This is a genomic window from Pannonibacter sp. Q-1, from assembly GCF_054073275.1.
This window is the reverse complement of sequence record NZ_JBSXNB010000004.1, coordinates 102,628-117,528: the sequence shown is the minus strand read 5'-3', so window position 1 is coordinate 117,528 and position 14,901 is coordinate 102,628. Positions and strand designations below refer to the sequence as shown.

Here is a 14,901-nt window from a genome sequence, read left to right as displayed (position 1 = left end):
TCATCGTGACGTTCCGGACATTAGTGTGAATCATCGGTTACCGTCAAGTTTGTGGAACTATCGCTTGTGTGTAAAAATTGGCCGGCAATCTAAATCTAGTAGCTCTTGTGGAAATCGGGGAGAGCGGGGGAAAGCCGTGATTTGATGCAGGTCATTGCAATTTTGCATCAAGTTGAAGCGCGCGAGGGGCCCATGCGGGGATGATGCCAGCAATGCCTGCCATGTTGCTGATTGATGATGACAATTTGACGAAAAGGCCGCCACCGCATTTCAAGCGGGTTTAAGCGCGGCATGCGAGAAGAAGGGCGGTTCATCTCCGGCAGGGGCCCTGATTTCATGTCCAACCATCATGCGGCCTATGGCCTGACCTTCGAGGAACTCGACGTGGTTGTCGTCGAGGATTCAAGGCAGATGCAGACCATTCTTCGCTCGATACTTCTAAGCTTCAAGGTCGAGCGGGTGCGGGTGTTCGATACGGTGGATGCGGCGCTGGAATCCATGCTCACCGAGCCGCCCAATCTCATCATCTCCGACTGGCGCATGGAACCGGCGACGGGCTACCAGATGTTGCGGCTGATCCGGCACAAGAACATGGCACCGCTCTGTTTTGTGCCGCTGCTGTTCGTCACCGCCCATGGCACGCGGGCCTTTGTCGAGAAGGCCTTCCGGGCAGGGGCGCATCATCTGTTGGCCAAGCCCGTTTCGCCCTCCATGCTCCACGCCCGGCTGAACTGGCTGCTCAATGATGCAAGGGAGATGATCCCTGACAAGAACGGTTTTTACTCGATTGAAGGCGTTGGCCTTTTGCTGGAGCAGCAGGCGGACAAGATGAAGACGCTGGATGGTGCACGGGCCTATCACCAGCGGGCGACCCGCCGCTATCAGGAAGTGAAGGAGACGGTGGAGCACGTCTTCAACGAGGATGGCTCGAACGCCGCAGCGGCGCTTGATTCGCAGGCCGGACGCATGGCGGCTGTTGCCCGGACCGCCCCAAAGCCGGTGCAGAAGCCGAAGACGGACGAGCCGAAACCGCCGGTGCCGGGGCCGCGATTCGCTGCGCTGCGCAAGGCTCTGAGATAGCTGCAGCGCCAGGCGGCCGGTTTCCTGTTCCGGCGCTGCGGCGAAGCGGCGCAAAATGCCGCAGCCGTGTGGACGGGCCGGAGAATTCCGGCTACATGTTGCCGCAACATCGGGCTGCATTGGCAGCCAGTCCTTTTCGGGGGCGGCAGTTGGTCCGCCCGATTCGGAGCAGACAGCGGATGAAGACCCTTCTCCTGCAAATCTTCACCTGGTGGAACGGCCAGACCATGGGCACCCGGTTCTTCACCTGGCGCAAGGGCGAGCTTGTCGGTCAGGACGAGTTCGGCAACACCTATTACAAGGAGCGGGGCGGCAAGAAGCGCTGGGTCATCTATAATGGCCTCGCCGAAGCTTCGATGATCCCTCCGGGCTGGCATGGATGGATGCACCACCGCGTCGATACGCCGCCGACAGAAGAGAACTATCACGCCAAGTCCTGGCAGGCGCCGCATCACGGCAACCGCACCGGCACGCCGGAGGCTTACCGTCCCAAGGGCTCGATCCTGACCCCGGAAAAGCGCCCGGAAGTGACCGGCGACTATCAGGCCTGGACGCCTGGCCAGTAATTGGGCCAGTAATTGGGCCAGTAAGCCGCGCAGTGCTGCTTGAATTTGAAGAACCCGCTGGTGTTATCCGGCGGGTTTTTTGTTGAGCGGGGGGCGAGGCCCTTGCCTCCTCTCGGCCGTCGCCCCGGCCAAGCGGAGCGCGAGCCGGGGCCTACTCATTTGCAGAGCGCTACCGTTGCGCCGAGCCGTGCGGCAGTCTCTGCTACCCTTGCGAGCCTCAGCTTTGGAAACATGTCATCGCTGCTCTGGAAGCGAGTGGTCCCCGGCTCGATGGCCGGGGCGACGGCCCAGGCGAGATGGAAGGCACAGAGCCCCTTACAGCCCCCTCTGCGGCGCCCCCCAAACAAAAACCCGCCAGATTGCTCTGACGGGTTTCGATACGCCGTGAACGGCTTTCGCCGGACAAATGACGGGGATTACTCCTCGTCTTCGTCCAGATCTTCGGCAAACTCCTCGCCCGTGTCCGCCGGGGGCGGCGGCAGGACGGGGAGGGCGTCAACGCCGAGGCGCTTGTCGAGATAGGTGCCACAGCGCAGCATCAGTTCCTCGACGCTGTTCTCGAAGAAGTGGTTCGCGCCGGGGATCGTCTCGTGATCGATGACGATGCCCTTCTGCGTCTTCAGCTTGTCGACGAGGTTCTGCACGTCCTTCTGCGGCACGACCTTGTCGTTATCGCCATGGATGAGCAGACCGGACGACGGGCAGGGCGCGAGGAAGGAGAAGTCGAAGAGGTTCGCCGGAGGGGCCACCGAGATGAAGCCTTCCACTTCCGGACGGCGCATCAGAAGCTGCATGCCGATCCAGGCGCCGAAGGAGAAGCCGGCAATCCAGCAGCCGCGTGCGTCGGGATGAACCGTCTGCACCCAGTCGAGGGCCGCGGCGGCATCCGACAGCTCGCCCTGGCCGTGGTCGAAGGACCCCTGCGACCGGCCGACGCCACGGAAGTTGAAGCGCAGCACGGCAAAACCACGCTGGGCGAACATGTAATACAGCTGGTAGACGACCTGATTGTTCATCGTCCCGCCGAACTGCGGATGCGGATGCAGCACCAGTGCGATGGGCGCGTTCCGCTTTTTGGCGGGATGGAAACGGCCTTCCAGACGTCCGGCAGGGCCGTTGAAAATCACCTCGGGCATGAAGCGCGATGTCCTTTTCTCGTTTTCCGGGCCTTCTGGTCCGGAAAAAATGAGGAATTTGTACGTGGAATCCCTGAGCAGGAAACTTGACTCTGAGGTTCCGAGTTTCTAAAAGCTTCTTTAGAATGCTTCAAATTCGAATGCAGCCGCGTGAAGCGTGCCGGTTCGAATTCGGGCGCTTGGCGCACTTATCATCATGTGGGCGGGGAATTTCAAGTTTTCCGTTGACTTGACTTGAAAAAGAGGCGCTACCGGCCTTGTCCGAACGCCAGCAGGCGAAGAGGGCAAACCAGGCTGAATGGAGTTGGAACCGGGCCATGAACGGCGGAACCGAGCGGCTTTATCTGGATCACAACGCGAGCGCGCCTCTGCGCCCGCAGGCGCTTGCGCGCATGGTCGAGGTGCTGGGCGTCACGGGCAACCCGTCCTCGGTGCATGGGGAAGGGCGCAAGCTGCGCGGCATCGTCGAGGATGCGCGCGAGGCGCTGGCCGCCATGTGCGGCGTCAAGGCCCGCTCCGTCATCTTCACCAGCGGTGCGACGGAAGCCAATGTGCTGGCCCTCAGCCCGCGCTGGCAGGGCAATGACGGCCCGGTCTATCTGGACCGGCTGCTGATGTCCGCCGTTGAGCACCCGAGCGTGCGCGCGGGCGGACGCTTTGCTGCGCGCGAGATTTCCCATATCGCCACCGGCGAAAACGGCGTCCTGCGGCTTGATCATCTGGACGAGCTGCTGGCCGCTGGAGGCCCCGCGCTTGTGTCGGTGATGGCGGCGAACAATGAAACGGGCGTCATCCAGCCTCTGGCCGAAATCGGTGCAAAGGTGAAGGCCGCTGGCGGCATCTTCCATGTGGATGCCGTGCAGTTCGGTGGCCGCCTGCCGGTGGATATTGCCGGATGGCAGGCGGATGCGGTGAGCCTGTCTGCCCACAAGATGGGCGGTCCGCAGGGCATCGGAGCACTTGTGCTGCGCACATCTGCGCTGGCACCAGCGCCTCTGCTGATTGGTGGCGGGCAGGAGCAGCACCGGCGTGCGGGCACGGAAAATGCCGCCGCTATTGCTGCTTTCGGTGCCATTGCGCGCGATGGCTCCACAATGCTTGAGGAATTTGCAAGTCTCGCAAGGCTTCAGGGGCTTCTCGAAGAGGGTTTGCGCCTTATATCTGGATCAACGGTGGTGTTTGGCGCGGACGCGCCCCGCCTTGCGAACACGTCGTGTTTTGCCGTTCCGGGCGTCCCGTCCGAAATGGCGCTTATGGCTCTGGACCTCAACGGCATCGCCCTTTCCTCCGGCTCGGCTTGCTCCTCGGGCAAGGTCGGCGCGTCGCATGTGCTCACCGCCATGGGCGTTTCGGAGGATCTGGGACGCTGTGCGCTGCGGGTCAGCCTTGGCTGGACGACGCAGGAGGCGGACATTGCCCGCTTCCTGGAGGTCTGGGCCCGGGTGGCGGCGACGCTCAACCCTTCGGCAACCGGCGAGGCAGCCTGAAGATACGGTTTTGAAATTGCCCCGAACGGGGCCTGAAACCGCCCCCCAGCCTCTTTTGTGCCGGCGGGCTGAACCTGAGATGACCCTGCCGCCGTAGAACGGGGGCAGGGAAGATGGACCGCCCCGGATCTGAGGGCGGCGGAATGGAGACAAAGACATGCCCGCTGTGCAGGAAACGATCGACCGGGTCAAAGCGATTGACGTCGACCAGTACAAATATGGCTTCGTCACCGACATCGAGTCGGAAACGGCGGCAAAGGGCCTTTCCGAGGAAACCGTGCGCTTCCTTTCGGCCAAGAAGAACGAGCCTGAGTGGATGACCGAGTGGCGCCTTGATGCGCTGCGCCGCTTCCAGACCATGGAAGAGCCCACCTGGGCCCGCGTCAGCTATCCGCCGATCGACCTGCAGGAGTTGTACTACTGGTCTGCGCCCAAGTCCGTTGAAGGGCCGAAGAGCCTTGACGAGGTGGACCCTGAGCTGCTGCGGACCTACGAAAAGCTGGGCATCCCGCTGCGCGAGCAGGAGATCCTTGCCGGCGTCGAGCCGAAGAACCGGGTTGCCGTGGATGCCGTGTTCGACAGCGTGTCCGTGGTCACGACCTTCAAGGACGAGCTGAAGAAGGCCGGCGTCATCTTCTGTTCCATCTCCGAAGCCCTGCGCGAGTACCCGGACCTCGTCCGCAAGTATCTCGGCTCTGTGGTTCCGGTGACGGACAACTATTATGCGACGCTGAACTCGGCGGTCTTCTCCGACGGCTCCTTCGTCTATGTGCCGGAGGGCGTGCGCTGCCCGATGGAACTGTCCACCTACTTCCGCATCAACGAGAAGAACACCGGCCAGTTCGAGCGTACGCTGATCATCGCCGACAAGGGCGCCTATGTGTCCTATCTGGAAGGCTGCACCGCGCCGCAGCGCGACGAGAACCAGCTGCATGCGGCTGTCGTCGAGCTGATCGCGCTGGATGACGCGGAGATCAAGTATTCCACCGTCCAGAACTGGTTCCCCGGCGACAAGGACGGCAAGGGCGGCATCTACAATTTCGTCACCAAGCGTGGCGACTGCCGTGGCAAGAACTCCAAGATCTCCTGGACGCAGGTGGAAACCGGCTCGGCCATCACCTGGAAGTATCCGTCCTGCATCCTGCGCGGTGACAATTCGCGTGGCGAGTTCTACTCGATCGCCGTTTCCAACGGCTATCAGCAGGTCGACAGCGGCACCAAGATGATCCATCTCGGCAAGAACACGTCGAGCCGCATCATCTCCAAGGGCATTTCCGCCGGCAAGTCGGAAAATACCTACCGTGGCCTCGTCTCGGCGCACCGCAAGGCGTCCAACGCCCGCAACTTCACCCAGTGCGACAGCCTGCTGATCGGGCAGGACTGCGGCGCGCATACGGTGCCCTATATCGAGAGCAAGAACGCATCGGCCGTCTTCGAGCACGAGGCCACCACCTCGAAGATCTCCGACGACCAGATGTTCTACTGCCTCGCCCGCGGCCTTTCGCAGGAAGAGGCGGTCGCCCTGATCGTCAACGGCTTCGTCAAGGACGTGATCCAGCAGCTGCCGATGGAATTCGCCGTCGAAGCCCAGAAGCTGATCTCGATCAGCCTGGAAGGCAGCGTGGGGTAACGTAAGAGAGAAGCCGAACACCCACTGCGTCATCCTCGGGCTTGTCCCGAGGATCTGCGGCGGCAAGGGAGGGCGTCATGGCAGGGTATGTCTACATGATGTCCGACAAGCCGCGAGGGGTGATCTACACCGGCGTGACCAGCGATCTGGAGAAGCGTATCTGGGAGCACCGGGAAGGAACAAGGAAGGGGTTCACGTCTCAGTACAAGGCCAAGAGCCTCGTCTGGTTTGAATGCCACCCCAATATCGTTCTGGCGATACAGCGGGAGAAATCCCTGAAGCGTTATCTGCGCGAATGGAAAATCAGGCTGATTGAAGGACTGAACCCGACCTGGCTCGATCTGTACGAAAGAATGGGCGAAATCGAAAATGTCTATAACCCGCACGAAAACACGCAGATGTGGAATGACTACAATTAGCCGGAACTATCTTCGTGCTGAAGGCTCTGTAGATCCTCGGGACAAGCCCGAGGATGACGGAGCTGGGAATTTTCGTGGGAGTGTTGAGGCATGAAACCCGGTGCCGTTGTAGCTGCCGGACAGTTGATTTCGATCTGACTGGGGGGGGGCGTTGCCTGATGATCAGGCTCTCCCTTCGTCATCCTCGGGCTTGTCCCGAGGATCTGCCAGGCTGGATCAGCAGGTATGCGTTATGGGACGGGTTCGAGAATGCCAACCGGCCGTGCCAGAACGCGAGGACGTGGAATGACTGCAGTCAGTTGGACCGACCTTCGGGTGAAAACTGCTGTAGATCCTCGGGGCAAGTCCGAGGAGCATGGAAGCAAGGCCTTGGCCAAACGCAATTGAACGCCGGACACGGGCAGATGCCCGGCATCCGGCTCCTGATACTGATGACACACACCGGACCTTGAATCCGGACTGAAATGAGGACCACCTCAATGCTTGAGATCAAGAACCTGCACGCCCGCATCGCCGAAGACGGCACCGAGATCCTGCGCGGCATCGACCTGACCGTGAAGGCAGGTGAAATTCACGCCATCATGGGCCCGAACGGCTCCGGCAAGTCGACCCTGTCCTACATTCTGGCGGGCAAGGAAGACTATGAGGTCACCGAGGGCGAGATCCTGTTCAACGGTGAGAACCTGCTGGAGATGGAAGCCGACGAGCGTGCGGCTGCCGGTGTGTTCCTCGCCTTCCAGTATCCGATCGAGATCCCCGGCGTTGCCACGATGGAGTTCCTGAAGACCGCCCTCAACGCACAGCGCAAGGCGCGCGGTGAGGCGGAGCTGTCGGTTCCGGATTTCCTGAAGCTGGTCAAGGCCAGGGCGGCCGACCTCAACGTCACCATGGACATGCTGAAGCGTCCGCTCAACGTCGGATTCTCCGGCGGCGAGAAGAAGCGTTCGGAAATCCTGCAGATGGCGCTCTTGGAGCCCAAGCTCTGCGTGCTGGACGAGACGGACTCCGGCCTCGACATCGACGCCCTGCGCATCGTCTCGGAAGGCGTCAACAAGCTGCGCTCGCCGGAGCGGGCGATGATCGTCATCACCCACTACCAGCGCCTGCTCGACCATATCGTGCCGGATGTCGTCCACGTTCTGTCCAAGGGCAAGATCGTCAAGACCGGCGGCAAGGAACTGGCGCTTGAGCTGGAGAAGAACGGCTACGCCGATTACGCCGGCGCGGCGGCCTGAGCCACGGGGAGTGACCATGACTGCGAACCTGCGTGTCGTCTCGACACAGGCCGAAACCGATCTTGAGGCCCATTTTGCGGCGCTCAAGGACGGTGGCGCCGATCTGATCAGCCTGCGGGAAGCCGCCTTCGCCCGTTTCCGGGCGACCGGCCTGCCGCACCGGCGGATCGAGGAGTGGAAGTACACGGACCTGCGCGCCTTCCTGAAGAGCTACGCTGCCCCGGCAGCCGCGGCTTCCCTGGAGGCGGTCAAGGCTGCTCTCGCAGATGCCGAGACCTATGCGGAGCTGGAGCGCCTGCGCATCGTGCTCGCCAATGGCCGTCTTGTGGCCGAAGTGTCCGATCTGGCGAAGCTGGAAGCAGCTGGCGTTGAGGTTTCAAACTTCAATGATGCTGTGAAAAATTCTGCGCAAGCCCTTCTTTCCAATCCGGAAATTGCCGGAGTTAATCCGGCACTTGAACTCAATACGGCGCTGCTGCAGGGCGGCGTGGTGCTGAAGGTCAAGGCGGGCACGGCCGTGGACCTGCCGGTCGAAATCGTGCATCTGGCGCTTGGTGGCGCGGTCTATTCCCGCGTGCGGACCGAACTGGCCAAGGGCGCGAGCCTGACCCTGCTGGAGAGCTTCGTCACCGCCGGTGAGGATGCTGTCGTCAACGCCGTCTCCGATCAGGTGCTGGCCGATGAAGCTGCACTGACCGTAACCCGCCTGATCGTGGGCTCGGGCCGTGCGCCGCACATCTCCACCGCCTTCTCGCATCTTGGTGCGAAGGCCGAGCTGAAGACGCTCGGCTTCATCGCCGGGACCGACTTTGCCCGCAACCAGTCCTACGTCACCTTTGCCGGTGAGCACTCCACGGCCAAGCTCTACGGCGTGACCATGGTGCGCGGCCAGCAGCTGGGCGACCAGACGCTGGTGGTGGACCATGCGGTGCCGAACTGCGAGAGCCGGGAATTCTTCAAGACGGTGATCGGCGCCGGTGCGAAGGGCGTCTATCAGGGCAAGATCATCGTGCGGCCGCACGCCCAGAAGACGGACGGCCGTATGATGACGCAGGCGCTGCTCCTGTCCGAAGATGCCGAGATGGCCAACAAGCCGGAACTGGAAATCTTCGCCGATGACGTGCAGTGCGCCCACGGCGCCACGAGCGGCCAGATCGATGAAGACCTGCTGTTCTACCTGCGCGCCCGCGGCATTCCGGAAGCGGAAGCCCGCACGCTGCTGGTCCTCGCCTTCCTGTCGGAAGCCATCGAGGAATTCGGCAGCGAGAGCGTGACCGAGCTGCTGGAGACCCGCGTGCGGGAGTGGCTGGCTATCGCCGGCTGATCCTTAGCTGCTGTTGATTGGAGAGAATGATGACCGCCAGCCAGACTGCTGCTGCCCCTGCCACCGGCTATGACGTTGCCGCCGTGCGCCGTGATTTCCCGATCCTGTCGCGGGAAGTCTACGGCAAGCCGCTCGTCTATCTGGACAATGGCGCTTCGGCTCAAAAGCCGCAGGCGGTCATCGATGCCATGGTGAAGGCCTATTCGCAGGAATATGCCAACGTGCACCGGGGCCTGCATTTTCTCTCCAACACGGCGACGGAGAACTACGAAGCCGCGCGCGAGACCGTGCGCCGCTTCCTCAATGCGGGATCCGTGGACGAGATCGTCTTCACCCGCTCCACGACCGAGGCCATCAATCTCGTGTCCTACGGCCTTGGCCCGGACACGTTCGGCCCGGGCGATGAGATCGTCCTGTCGATCATGGAGCACCACTCCAACATCGTGCCCTGGCACTTCCACCGCGAGCGCAACGGCGCGGTGCTGAAGTGGGTCTATGTGCGCGAGGATGGCTCCTTCGATCTGGAGGCCTTCGAGGCGGCATTGAGCGAGCGCACCAAGCTCGTCGCCATCACCCAGATGTCCAACGTGCTGGGCACCGTAGTGCCGGTGAAGGACGTCTGCCGCATCGCCCACGCGCGCGGAATCAAGGTGCTGGTGGATGGCAGTCAGGCTGCCGTGCATATGCCCGTCGATGTGCGCGACATGGACTGCGACTACTATGTGCTGACCGGCCACAAGGTCTATGGTCCGACCGGCATCGGCGTGCTCTATGGCAAGCCGGAGGCGCTGGAGCGGCTGCGCCCGTTCTGCGGCGGCGGTGAGATGATCGCCGACGTGACCGAGGATATCGTTACCTATGCGAAGCCGCCGCACCGGTTTGAGGCAGGTACGCCGCCCATCGTGCAGGCGATCGGCCTTGCTGCTGCGCTCGACTACATGGACAGCCTCGGACGCGAGAACATCGCCCGGCATGAGGCATCGCTGCTGGCCTATGCCACGGAGAAGCTCGCCGGTTTCAACTCCTTGCGCATCTTCGGCTCGGCGCCAGGCAAGGGCGCGATCATCTCCTTCGAGATGAAGGGTGCCCATGCGCATGATGTAGCCACCGTGCTGGACCGGGCAGGCGTCGCGGTACGTGCCGGCACCCATTGCGCCCAGCCGCTGCTGGCGCGCTATGGCGTCACCTCCACTTGCCGTGCCAGCTTCGGCCTTTATAACACCTTCGAGGAAGTGGACGCCCTTGCGGCCGCCCTGCAGAAGGCGCAGGACTTCTTTGCCTGAGGATCGACCCATGAACGACAGTCCCGCTCACGTTTCCGCTGAGCCGGAAACCGCCGCCGGAAACACGGCTTCCGCCATTCCGGCCGAGGAACTGGCGCGGATGACCGATGACATCATCGCGGCGCTGAAGACCGTCTATGACCCGGAAATCCCCTGCGACATCTACGAGCTTGGCCTCATATACAAGGTCGATATCGAGGATGACCGCTCGGTGAAGGTGGACATGACTTTGACCGCGCCGGGCTGCCCGGTGGCCGGGGAAATGCCGGGCTGGGTGGAAAATGCCATCAGTGCGGTGCCCGGTATCGGCGCCGTGGATGTGAGCATGGTGTTTGACCCGCCGTGGACGCCGGACCGCATGTCCGAGGAAGCCCGCGTCGCGCTCAACTGGTATTGAGCGCGGGCAGGGGAGGCAAGCCGGTTGGAAAGCTGAGCGGAATCCCCATATAATACCCACCGGTTTATTTGAAGGGGGCATTTCCCCCGCAAAGGAACAAGCCCATGGCACTGGCCCGCAAGATGCAGATCATGAAGGTGAGCCCGGCAGCCGCAGAGCGCGTGCGCGAACTGGTGGACGGCGCCGATGAGCCCAAGGCCGGTCTGCGCATCAGCATCAAGAAGGGCGGCTGCGCGGGCATGGAATATGCCATGGCGCTCGTTGACGGCGTTCAGCCGGGCGATGACGTGATCGAGGCGGATGGTGCGAAGGTCTTCATCGATCCGGCGGCGGTTCTCTATCTGATCGGCAGCGAGATGGATTTCGAAACGACGAAATTCCGCTCCGGCTTCGTCTTCCGCAATCCCAATGAAGTGTCGTCCTGCGGCTGCGGCGAATCCGTATCGCTCAAGGCGGCCGATCCGGCTGCGCTTTCCGCCTGACACGTCTTTCGCCTGACACCTCCGCCAGAATCTTCAGAAGGCAGATCCATGAGTTTCTTTGCCCGCCTGCGTGAGGCCGCCGGTCCGGACTGGACGGCCTATGTCGAGCATTCCTTTGTCCGCCAGATGCAGGACGGCACGCTGCCGCAAGCCGCTTTCCGGCATTATCTGGTGCAGGACTATCTGTTCCTCATCCAGTTTGCCCGGGCCTATGCGCTGGCCATCTACAAGAGCCCGACGCTCGGCGACATGCGCCACGCGCTTGCCGGAGTGAAGGCCATTCTCGACATGGAGATGGATCTTCACGTCGAGCTGTGCGCTGGCTGGGGTCTTTCGCGCGAGGATCTGGAAAAGGCGCGGGAAGAGCGCCAGACCATGGCCTACACCCGCTTCGTGCTGGATGCGGGCGGGCAGGGGGATCTGCTGGATCTCCTCGTCGCGCTGGCCCCTTGCGTTCTGGGCTATGCCGAGATCGGCGCCAGGCTCGCAAAGACGCCGTCCGGCTCAGACCCGCAGAACCCTTATGCCCGCTGGATCAGTGAATACGCCAGTGAAGCCTATCAGGACGTCGCCGGTGGCTTTGCCGCCTGGATGGACCGGCTGGCGGCAGACTATGAAACACCGGCACGCAAGGCCCGGCTGGAGCATCTGTTCCGGCAGGCCAGCGTTCTGGAGGCTGATTTCTGGCAGATGGGGCTGGACGGGGCCTGAACAGTGCCCGAACAGGGCGCGGTCCATGAGGGGTGTCAGGCGACGCGGCTGCCGTTCTGATGGGCCGCAAGCTCGTTGCTCTGCAGGCTGCGGACGGCATTGCGGCCGCTGTGCTTGGCGGCATAAAGTGCAGCGTCGGCGCGGCCGATGATCATCTGGCTCGTATCACCGCCTTCATACAGACTGACGCCGATCGACAGGGTCAGGCGGCCGAGATTTTCACCTGTCGAGCGCTTCACCAGTTCCTTGCCCATGACGGCCTTGCGGATCTGCTCTGCCACCTCCATGGCATCGTCGATCTGCGCCTCGGGCAGGATAATGGCGAATTCCTCGCCACCGTAGCGGCAGGCAATGTCCTGACCCTTGATGCTCTGCTTCACGGCCAGAGACACGAGCCGCAGAACCTGATCGCCGGTCTGATGGCCAAACCGGTCGTTGAAGCTCTTGAAGTGATCGATATCCGTCAGCAGCAGGGCAAAGCCTTCGCCGGTGCGTGAAGCCAGCTCGATCGCCCGGTCAATGGCAAGGTCGAAATGCCGCCGGTTGCTGAGCGTGGTCAGTTCATCGGTTAGGGATTCGTAGCGGATCGCCTCAAGGCTCTCCTTCAGCGAACGGATCTGCCGGTTCGATTCCAGCAGCTGACTTTCGAGATTGCGGTTGGCCGCAATGGCGGCATGGGTCGCCTTGACCATGGCCGAGGTCAAATCCCTCAGCCCTTCATCATTCAGCGCTTCATGCAGCTTTCCCAGAACATTGTCGAGGGCTCTCCCGAAGTCAGACGTCGCATCGGTGCTGATGCGGATCGCATCGACCAGGTCCTGCACCTCTTCGGCAACGCGCGTGCCCACCTCGTCAACCCGGTCACCAAGCCGGTTGGGAGACAGGAAGCGCGAATAGATCCGCTGCAGATCGTCGGCTGAGATCGACCCCTTCGTCGCGATCAGATCGTTGATCGCGCGGTTGAGAGCCTGGTTGAAACCGGCTGCATATGTATACCAGGTTTCGTAATTGCGCGGATGCGCAGGAATCACATTGCGTCGAATATACGAGAGCGCCGCTTCACCATAAGTGATGGTTCTCTTGAAGTCCTCCGCATCTGCCATCCTGGCCCCCACCAAAAAAGAGCGCCACTTGCAAAGAGGCGCTTCGATATGTTGTAACACTAGTAGTATGTAATTTAACGCTGAGTTAAATTGCGCATAAATCTGGGGCGGTTGCCCTCCGTTCTACTGTATACAATGTTTCCGTTACGGCCAGAGATTGCCCTGTACGTTCCGGCTGCAGTTGGCGCAGGCTGCATTGCCACAGCAAAACGCCGCCGCACTGATCAGATGCGGCGGCGCTTCCACACCTGACTTCAGAACCTGGATCAGGACGCCTTTTTAGCGCGCGGATCCCGGAGCAGGAAAGCGGGAATGTGATCGCCGAGACCGATGACCGGCTGGTCATCATCCTGATGGCGGCCGCGGCGGTTGTTGCCACCGTTGCGGTCGCGCTGCGGCTGATTGCGGTTGCCGTCGCGGGGGTGCCGGTCGTTGCGCTCGCGGCCGGTGTCCTGCGGCTGTGCCTGCTGCGGGGCAATGCGCGGCTGCGGAGCATCTTCCGCCATCACGGCCGGCGCCGCATCCTGCACCTCGGCCGTCTCGCTCTTGCGCGGGCGGCGTGTCCGGGTGCGGGCGGGTGCCTTGGCCTCGGCAACCTCTGCAGCTTCCTCGCGCGGGCTTTCGTCCGGCGCAGCCTCCTGGGTGCGGCTGCCGCCGCGGGGACGGCGGGCAGGGCGTTCAGTCTTGGCGCCGCCGGAGCGGGCGGCCTTGCGGCGCTCCTTGCGCTCGGCAATGGCAGCTTCAAAGTCCAGCGGCTCGCCCAGCCAGTCGATGCTCTTGCCGATCACCTTCTCGATGGCGCCCAGATACTTCTGGTCGTCGCCGTCAACCAGCGTATAGGCAACGCCGAGGCGTCCGGCGCGGCCCGTGCGGCCAATGCGGTGGACATAGTCTTCCGCATGGATCGGCACGTCGAAATTGAACACGTGGCTCACATCCGGAATGTCGAGACCACGGGCAGCCACGTCGCTGGCGACGAGCAGCTTCAGGTTCCCCTTGCGGAAATTGTCCAGCATGGTCATGCGGGTGCGCTGGTCCATGTCGCCATGCAGCGCGCCGACATTGAAGCCGTGCCGCTCCAGCGAGCGGAACAGGGTGGCCACGTCAACCTTGCGGTTGCAGAAGACGATGGCGTTCTGCAGATCTTCGGCCTGGGCGAGAAGATCGCGCAGGGTCTGGCGCTTCTCATAGTCTTCTCCGCCGGTCGCCACCAGATGCTGGGTGATGGTCGAGGACGTGGAGGAGCGTGTCGAAACTTCAACCTTGGCCGGGTTCTGCAGGAAGGTTTCCGTCAGGCGCTGGATTTCCGGCGGCATGGTGGCCGAGAAGAACAGGGTCTGGCGGGTGAAGGGGATCAGCTTGCAGATCCGCTCGATGTCCGGGATGAAGCCCATGTCGAGCATGCGGTCGGCTTCGTCGATCACGAGGATCTCAACACCCTGCAGCAGCAGCTTGCCGCGCTCGACGTGATCCAGCAGACGGCCCGGGGTGGCGATCAGAACGTCGGCGCCGCGGTCAATCTTCTTGTCCTGCTCGCCGAAGGAAACACCACCGATCAGCAGGGCGACATTCAGCTTGTGGTTGACGCCGTACCGCTCGAAATTCTCCTGAACCTGCGCCGCGAGTTCGCGCGTCGGCTCAAGGATCAGAGTGCGGGGCATACGTGCGCGGGCGCGGCCCTTTTCAAGAAGGGTGAGCATCGGCAGCGTGAAAGAGGCCGTCTTGCCGGTGCCGGTCTGGGCGATGCCCAGAACATCGCGCCGCTCCAGCACGTGGGGAATGGCGCCCTTCTGGATGGCGGTCGGTTCGTTGTAACCGGCAGCCGTAACCGCCTGAAGTACTTTCTCGCTGAGGCCGAGAGTGTCAAATGACATTGAGAACGAGGTCCGATTCTGGGTCGCTGTAGCTGGACGGACCCAAGCTCTGCCCGGGTCCGGAATTGGCGCCACCCTACAGTTAAAGGCCCTCTTGTCAATGTTTTCCTGAGGTTTTGACCCTGAAACGGCCCTGTTAATGCTAACAGCCGCCAGTTGGGAGCAAATCAGCAG

General features: G+C 62.2%; 14 protein-coding genes. 11 read left to right on the top strand and 3 right to left on the bottom strand.

Annotation, left to right across the window (positions count from 1 at the left end):
- Positions 1-336: 336 nt before the first annotated feature.
- Positions 337-1,080, top strand: coding sequence for a response regulator (locus ACVNHC_RS12100; protein WP_123194376.1), 744 nt, complete (start codon positions 337-339; stop codon positions 1,078-1,080).
- A gap of 179 nt (positions 1,081-1,259) precedes the next feature.
- Positions 1,260-1,646, top strand: a complete 387-nt coding sequence (locus ACVNHC_RS12095; RefSeq protein WP_050475204.1) for an NADH:ubiquinone oxidoreductase subunit NDUFA12 — start codon at positions 1,260-1,262, stop codon at positions 1,644-1,646.
- A gap of 416 nt (positions 1,647-2,062) precedes the next feature.
- On the opposite strand, the gene ACVNHC_RS12090 is transcribed toward ACVNHC_RS12095, so the two are convergent.
- Positions 2,063-2,782 carry an alpha/beta hydrolase gene (locus tag ACVNHC_RS12090; protein ID WP_050475203.1) on the bottom strand — a complete coding sequence of 240 codons (720 nt, stop codon included), beginning with the start codon at positions 2,780-2,782 and terminating at the stop codon, positions 2,063-2,065.
- Positions 2,783-3,099: 317 nt separating this feature from the next.
- Here ACVNHC_RS12090 and ACVNHC_RS12085 point away from each other — a divergent pair, with 317 nt between their 5' ends.
- The 9 genes from ACVNHC_RS12085 (at position 3,100) to tenA (ending at position 11,750) form a co-directional block, all read left to right on the top strand.
- Positions 3,100-4,269: a cysteine desulfurase family protein gene (locus tag ACVNHC_RS12085; protein WP_457167422.1), complete on the top strand. Its 1,170-nt coding sequence runs from the start codon at positions 3,100-3,102 to the stop codon at positions 4,267-4,269.
- Between the two features lie 157 nt (positions 4,270-4,426).
- Positions 4,427-5,899, top strand: a complete 1,473-nt coding sequence (sufB, locus tag ACVNHC_RS12080; RefSeq protein ID WP_122520174.1) for a Fe-S cluster assembly protein SufB — start codon at positions 4,427-4,429, stop codon at positions 5,897-5,899.
- Between the two features lie 77 nt (positions 5,900-5,976).
- Positions 5,977-6,318 carry a GIY-YIG nuclease family protein gene (locus ACVNHC_RS12075; protein WP_457167421.1) on the top strand — a complete coding sequence of 114 codons (342 nt, stop codon included), beginning with the start codon at positions 5,977-5,979 and terminating at the stop codon, positions 6,316-6,318.
- Between the two features lie 479 nt (positions 6,319-6,797).
- On the top strand, positions 6,798-7,553 hold the full coding sequence (sufC, locus tag ACVNHC_RS12070) for a Fe-S cluster assembly ATPase SufC (protein ID WP_058899867.1): 756 nt from the start codon (positions 6,798-6,800) through the stop codon (positions 7,551-7,553).
- Between the two features lie 16 nt (positions 7,554-7,569).
- A complete protein-coding gene (sufD, locus tag ACVNHC_RS12065) occupies positions 7,570-8,877 on the top strand; it encodes a Fe-S cluster assembly protein SufD (RefSeq protein WP_457167420.1) in 1,308 nt (435 codons plus the stop codon).
- Between the two features lie 26 nt (positions 8,878-8,903).
- Positions 8,904-10,160: a cysteine desulfurase gene (locus ACVNHC_RS12060; RefSeq protein ID WP_082676048.1), complete on the top strand. Its 1,257-nt coding sequence runs from the start codon at positions 8,904-8,906 to the stop codon at positions 10,158-10,160.
- A 10-nt stretch (positions 10,161-10,170) separates the two neighbouring features.
- The gene (locus ACVNHC_RS12055; RefSeq protein WP_019965736.1) at positions 10,171-10,557 is read left to right on the top strand and encodes an SUF system Fe-S cluster assembly protein; all 387 of its coding nucleotides are present in this window, start codon (positions 10,171-10,173) and stop codon (positions 10,555-10,557) included.
- Between the two features lie 104 nt (positions 10,558-10,661).
- Positions 10,662-11,039 carry a HesB/IscA family protein gene (locus tag ACVNHC_RS12050; protein WP_174235467.1) on the top strand — a complete coding sequence of 126 codons (378 nt, stop codon included), beginning with the start codon at positions 10,662-10,664 and terminating at the stop codon, positions 11,037-11,039.
- A 48-nt stretch (positions 11,040-11,087) separates the two neighbouring features.
- Entirely contained in the window at positions 11,088-11,750 is a 663-nt protein-coding gene (gene tenA / locus ACVNHC_RS12045; protein WP_122520170.1) for a thiaminase II, read from the top strand.
- A gap of 35 nt (positions 11,751-11,785) precedes the next feature.
- Here the strand turns inward: tenA and ACVNHC_RS12040 are convergent, their stop codons facing one another.
- Both ACVNHC_RS12040 and ACVNHC_RS12035 read right to left on the bottom strand, forming a co-directional pair.
- On the bottom strand, positions 11,786-12,853 hold the full coding sequence (locus tag ACVNHC_RS12040) for a GGDEF domain-containing protein (RefSeq protein WP_050475196.1): 1,068 nt from the start codon (positions 12,851-12,853) through the stop codon (positions 11,786-11,788).
- 266 nt (positions 12,854-13,119) lie between these two features.
- Positions 13,120-14,727, bottom strand: a complete 1,608-nt coding sequence (locus ACVNHC_RS12035) for a DEAD/DEAH box helicase (RefSeq protein WP_457167419.1) — start codon at positions 14,725-14,727, stop codon at positions 13,120-13,122.
- Positions 14,728-14,901: the final 174 nt, after the last annotated feature.

Coding starts and splice junctions, on each gene's coding strand:
- ACVNHC_RS12100 (WP_123194376.1), top strand. CDS start 337: ATGTCCAACCATCATGCGGCCTATGGCCTGACCTTCGAGGAACTCGAC.
- ACVNHC_RS12095 (WP_050475204.1), top strand. CDS start 1,260: ATGAAGACCCTTCTCCTGCAAATCTTCACCTGGTGGAACGGCCAGACC.
- ACVNHC_RS12090 (WP_050475203.1), bottom strand. CDS start 2,782: ATGCCCGAGGTGATTTTCAACGGCCCTGCCGGACGTCTGGAAGGCCGT.
- ACVNHC_RS12085 (WP_457167422.1), top strand. CDS start 3,100: ATGAACGGCGGAACCGAGCGGCTTTATCTGGATCACAACGCGAGCGCG.
- sufB (WP_122520174.1), top strand. CDS start 4,427: ATGCCCGCTGTGCAGGAAACGATCGACCGGGTCAAAGCGATTGACGTC.
- ACVNHC_RS12075 (WP_457167421.1), top strand. CDS start 5,977: ATGGCAGGGTATGTCTACATGATGTCCGACAAGCCGCGAGGGGTGATC.
- sufC (WP_058899867.1), top strand. CDS start 6,798: ATGCTTGAGATCAAGAACCTGCACGCCCGCATCGCCGAAGACGGCACC.
- sufD (WP_457167420.1), top strand. CDS start 7,570: ATGACTGCGAACCTGCGTGTCGTCTCGACACAGGCCGAAACCGATCTT.
- ACVNHC_RS12060 (WP_082676048.1), top strand. CDS start 8,904: ATGATGACCGCCAGCCAGACTGCTGCTGCCCCTGCCACCGGCTATGAC.
- ACVNHC_RS12055 (WP_019965736.1), top strand. CDS start 10,171: ATGAACGACAGTCCCGCTCACGTTTCCGCTGAGCCGGAAACCGCCGCC.
- ACVNHC_RS12050 (WP_174235467.1), top strand. CDS start 10,662: ATGGCACTGGCCCGCAAGATGCAGATCATGAAGGTGAGCCCGGCAGCC.
- tenA (WP_122520170.1), top strand. CDS start 11,088: ATGAGTTTCTTTGCCCGCCTGCGTGAGGCCGCCGGTCCGGACTGGACG.
- ACVNHC_RS12040 (WP_050475196.1), bottom strand. CDS start 12,853: ATGGCAGATGCGGAGGACTTCAAGAGAACCATCACTTATGGTGAAGCG.
- ACVNHC_RS12035 (WP_457167419.1), bottom strand. CDS start 14,727: ATGTCATTTGACACTCTCGGCCTCAGCGAGAAAGTACTTCAGGCGGTT.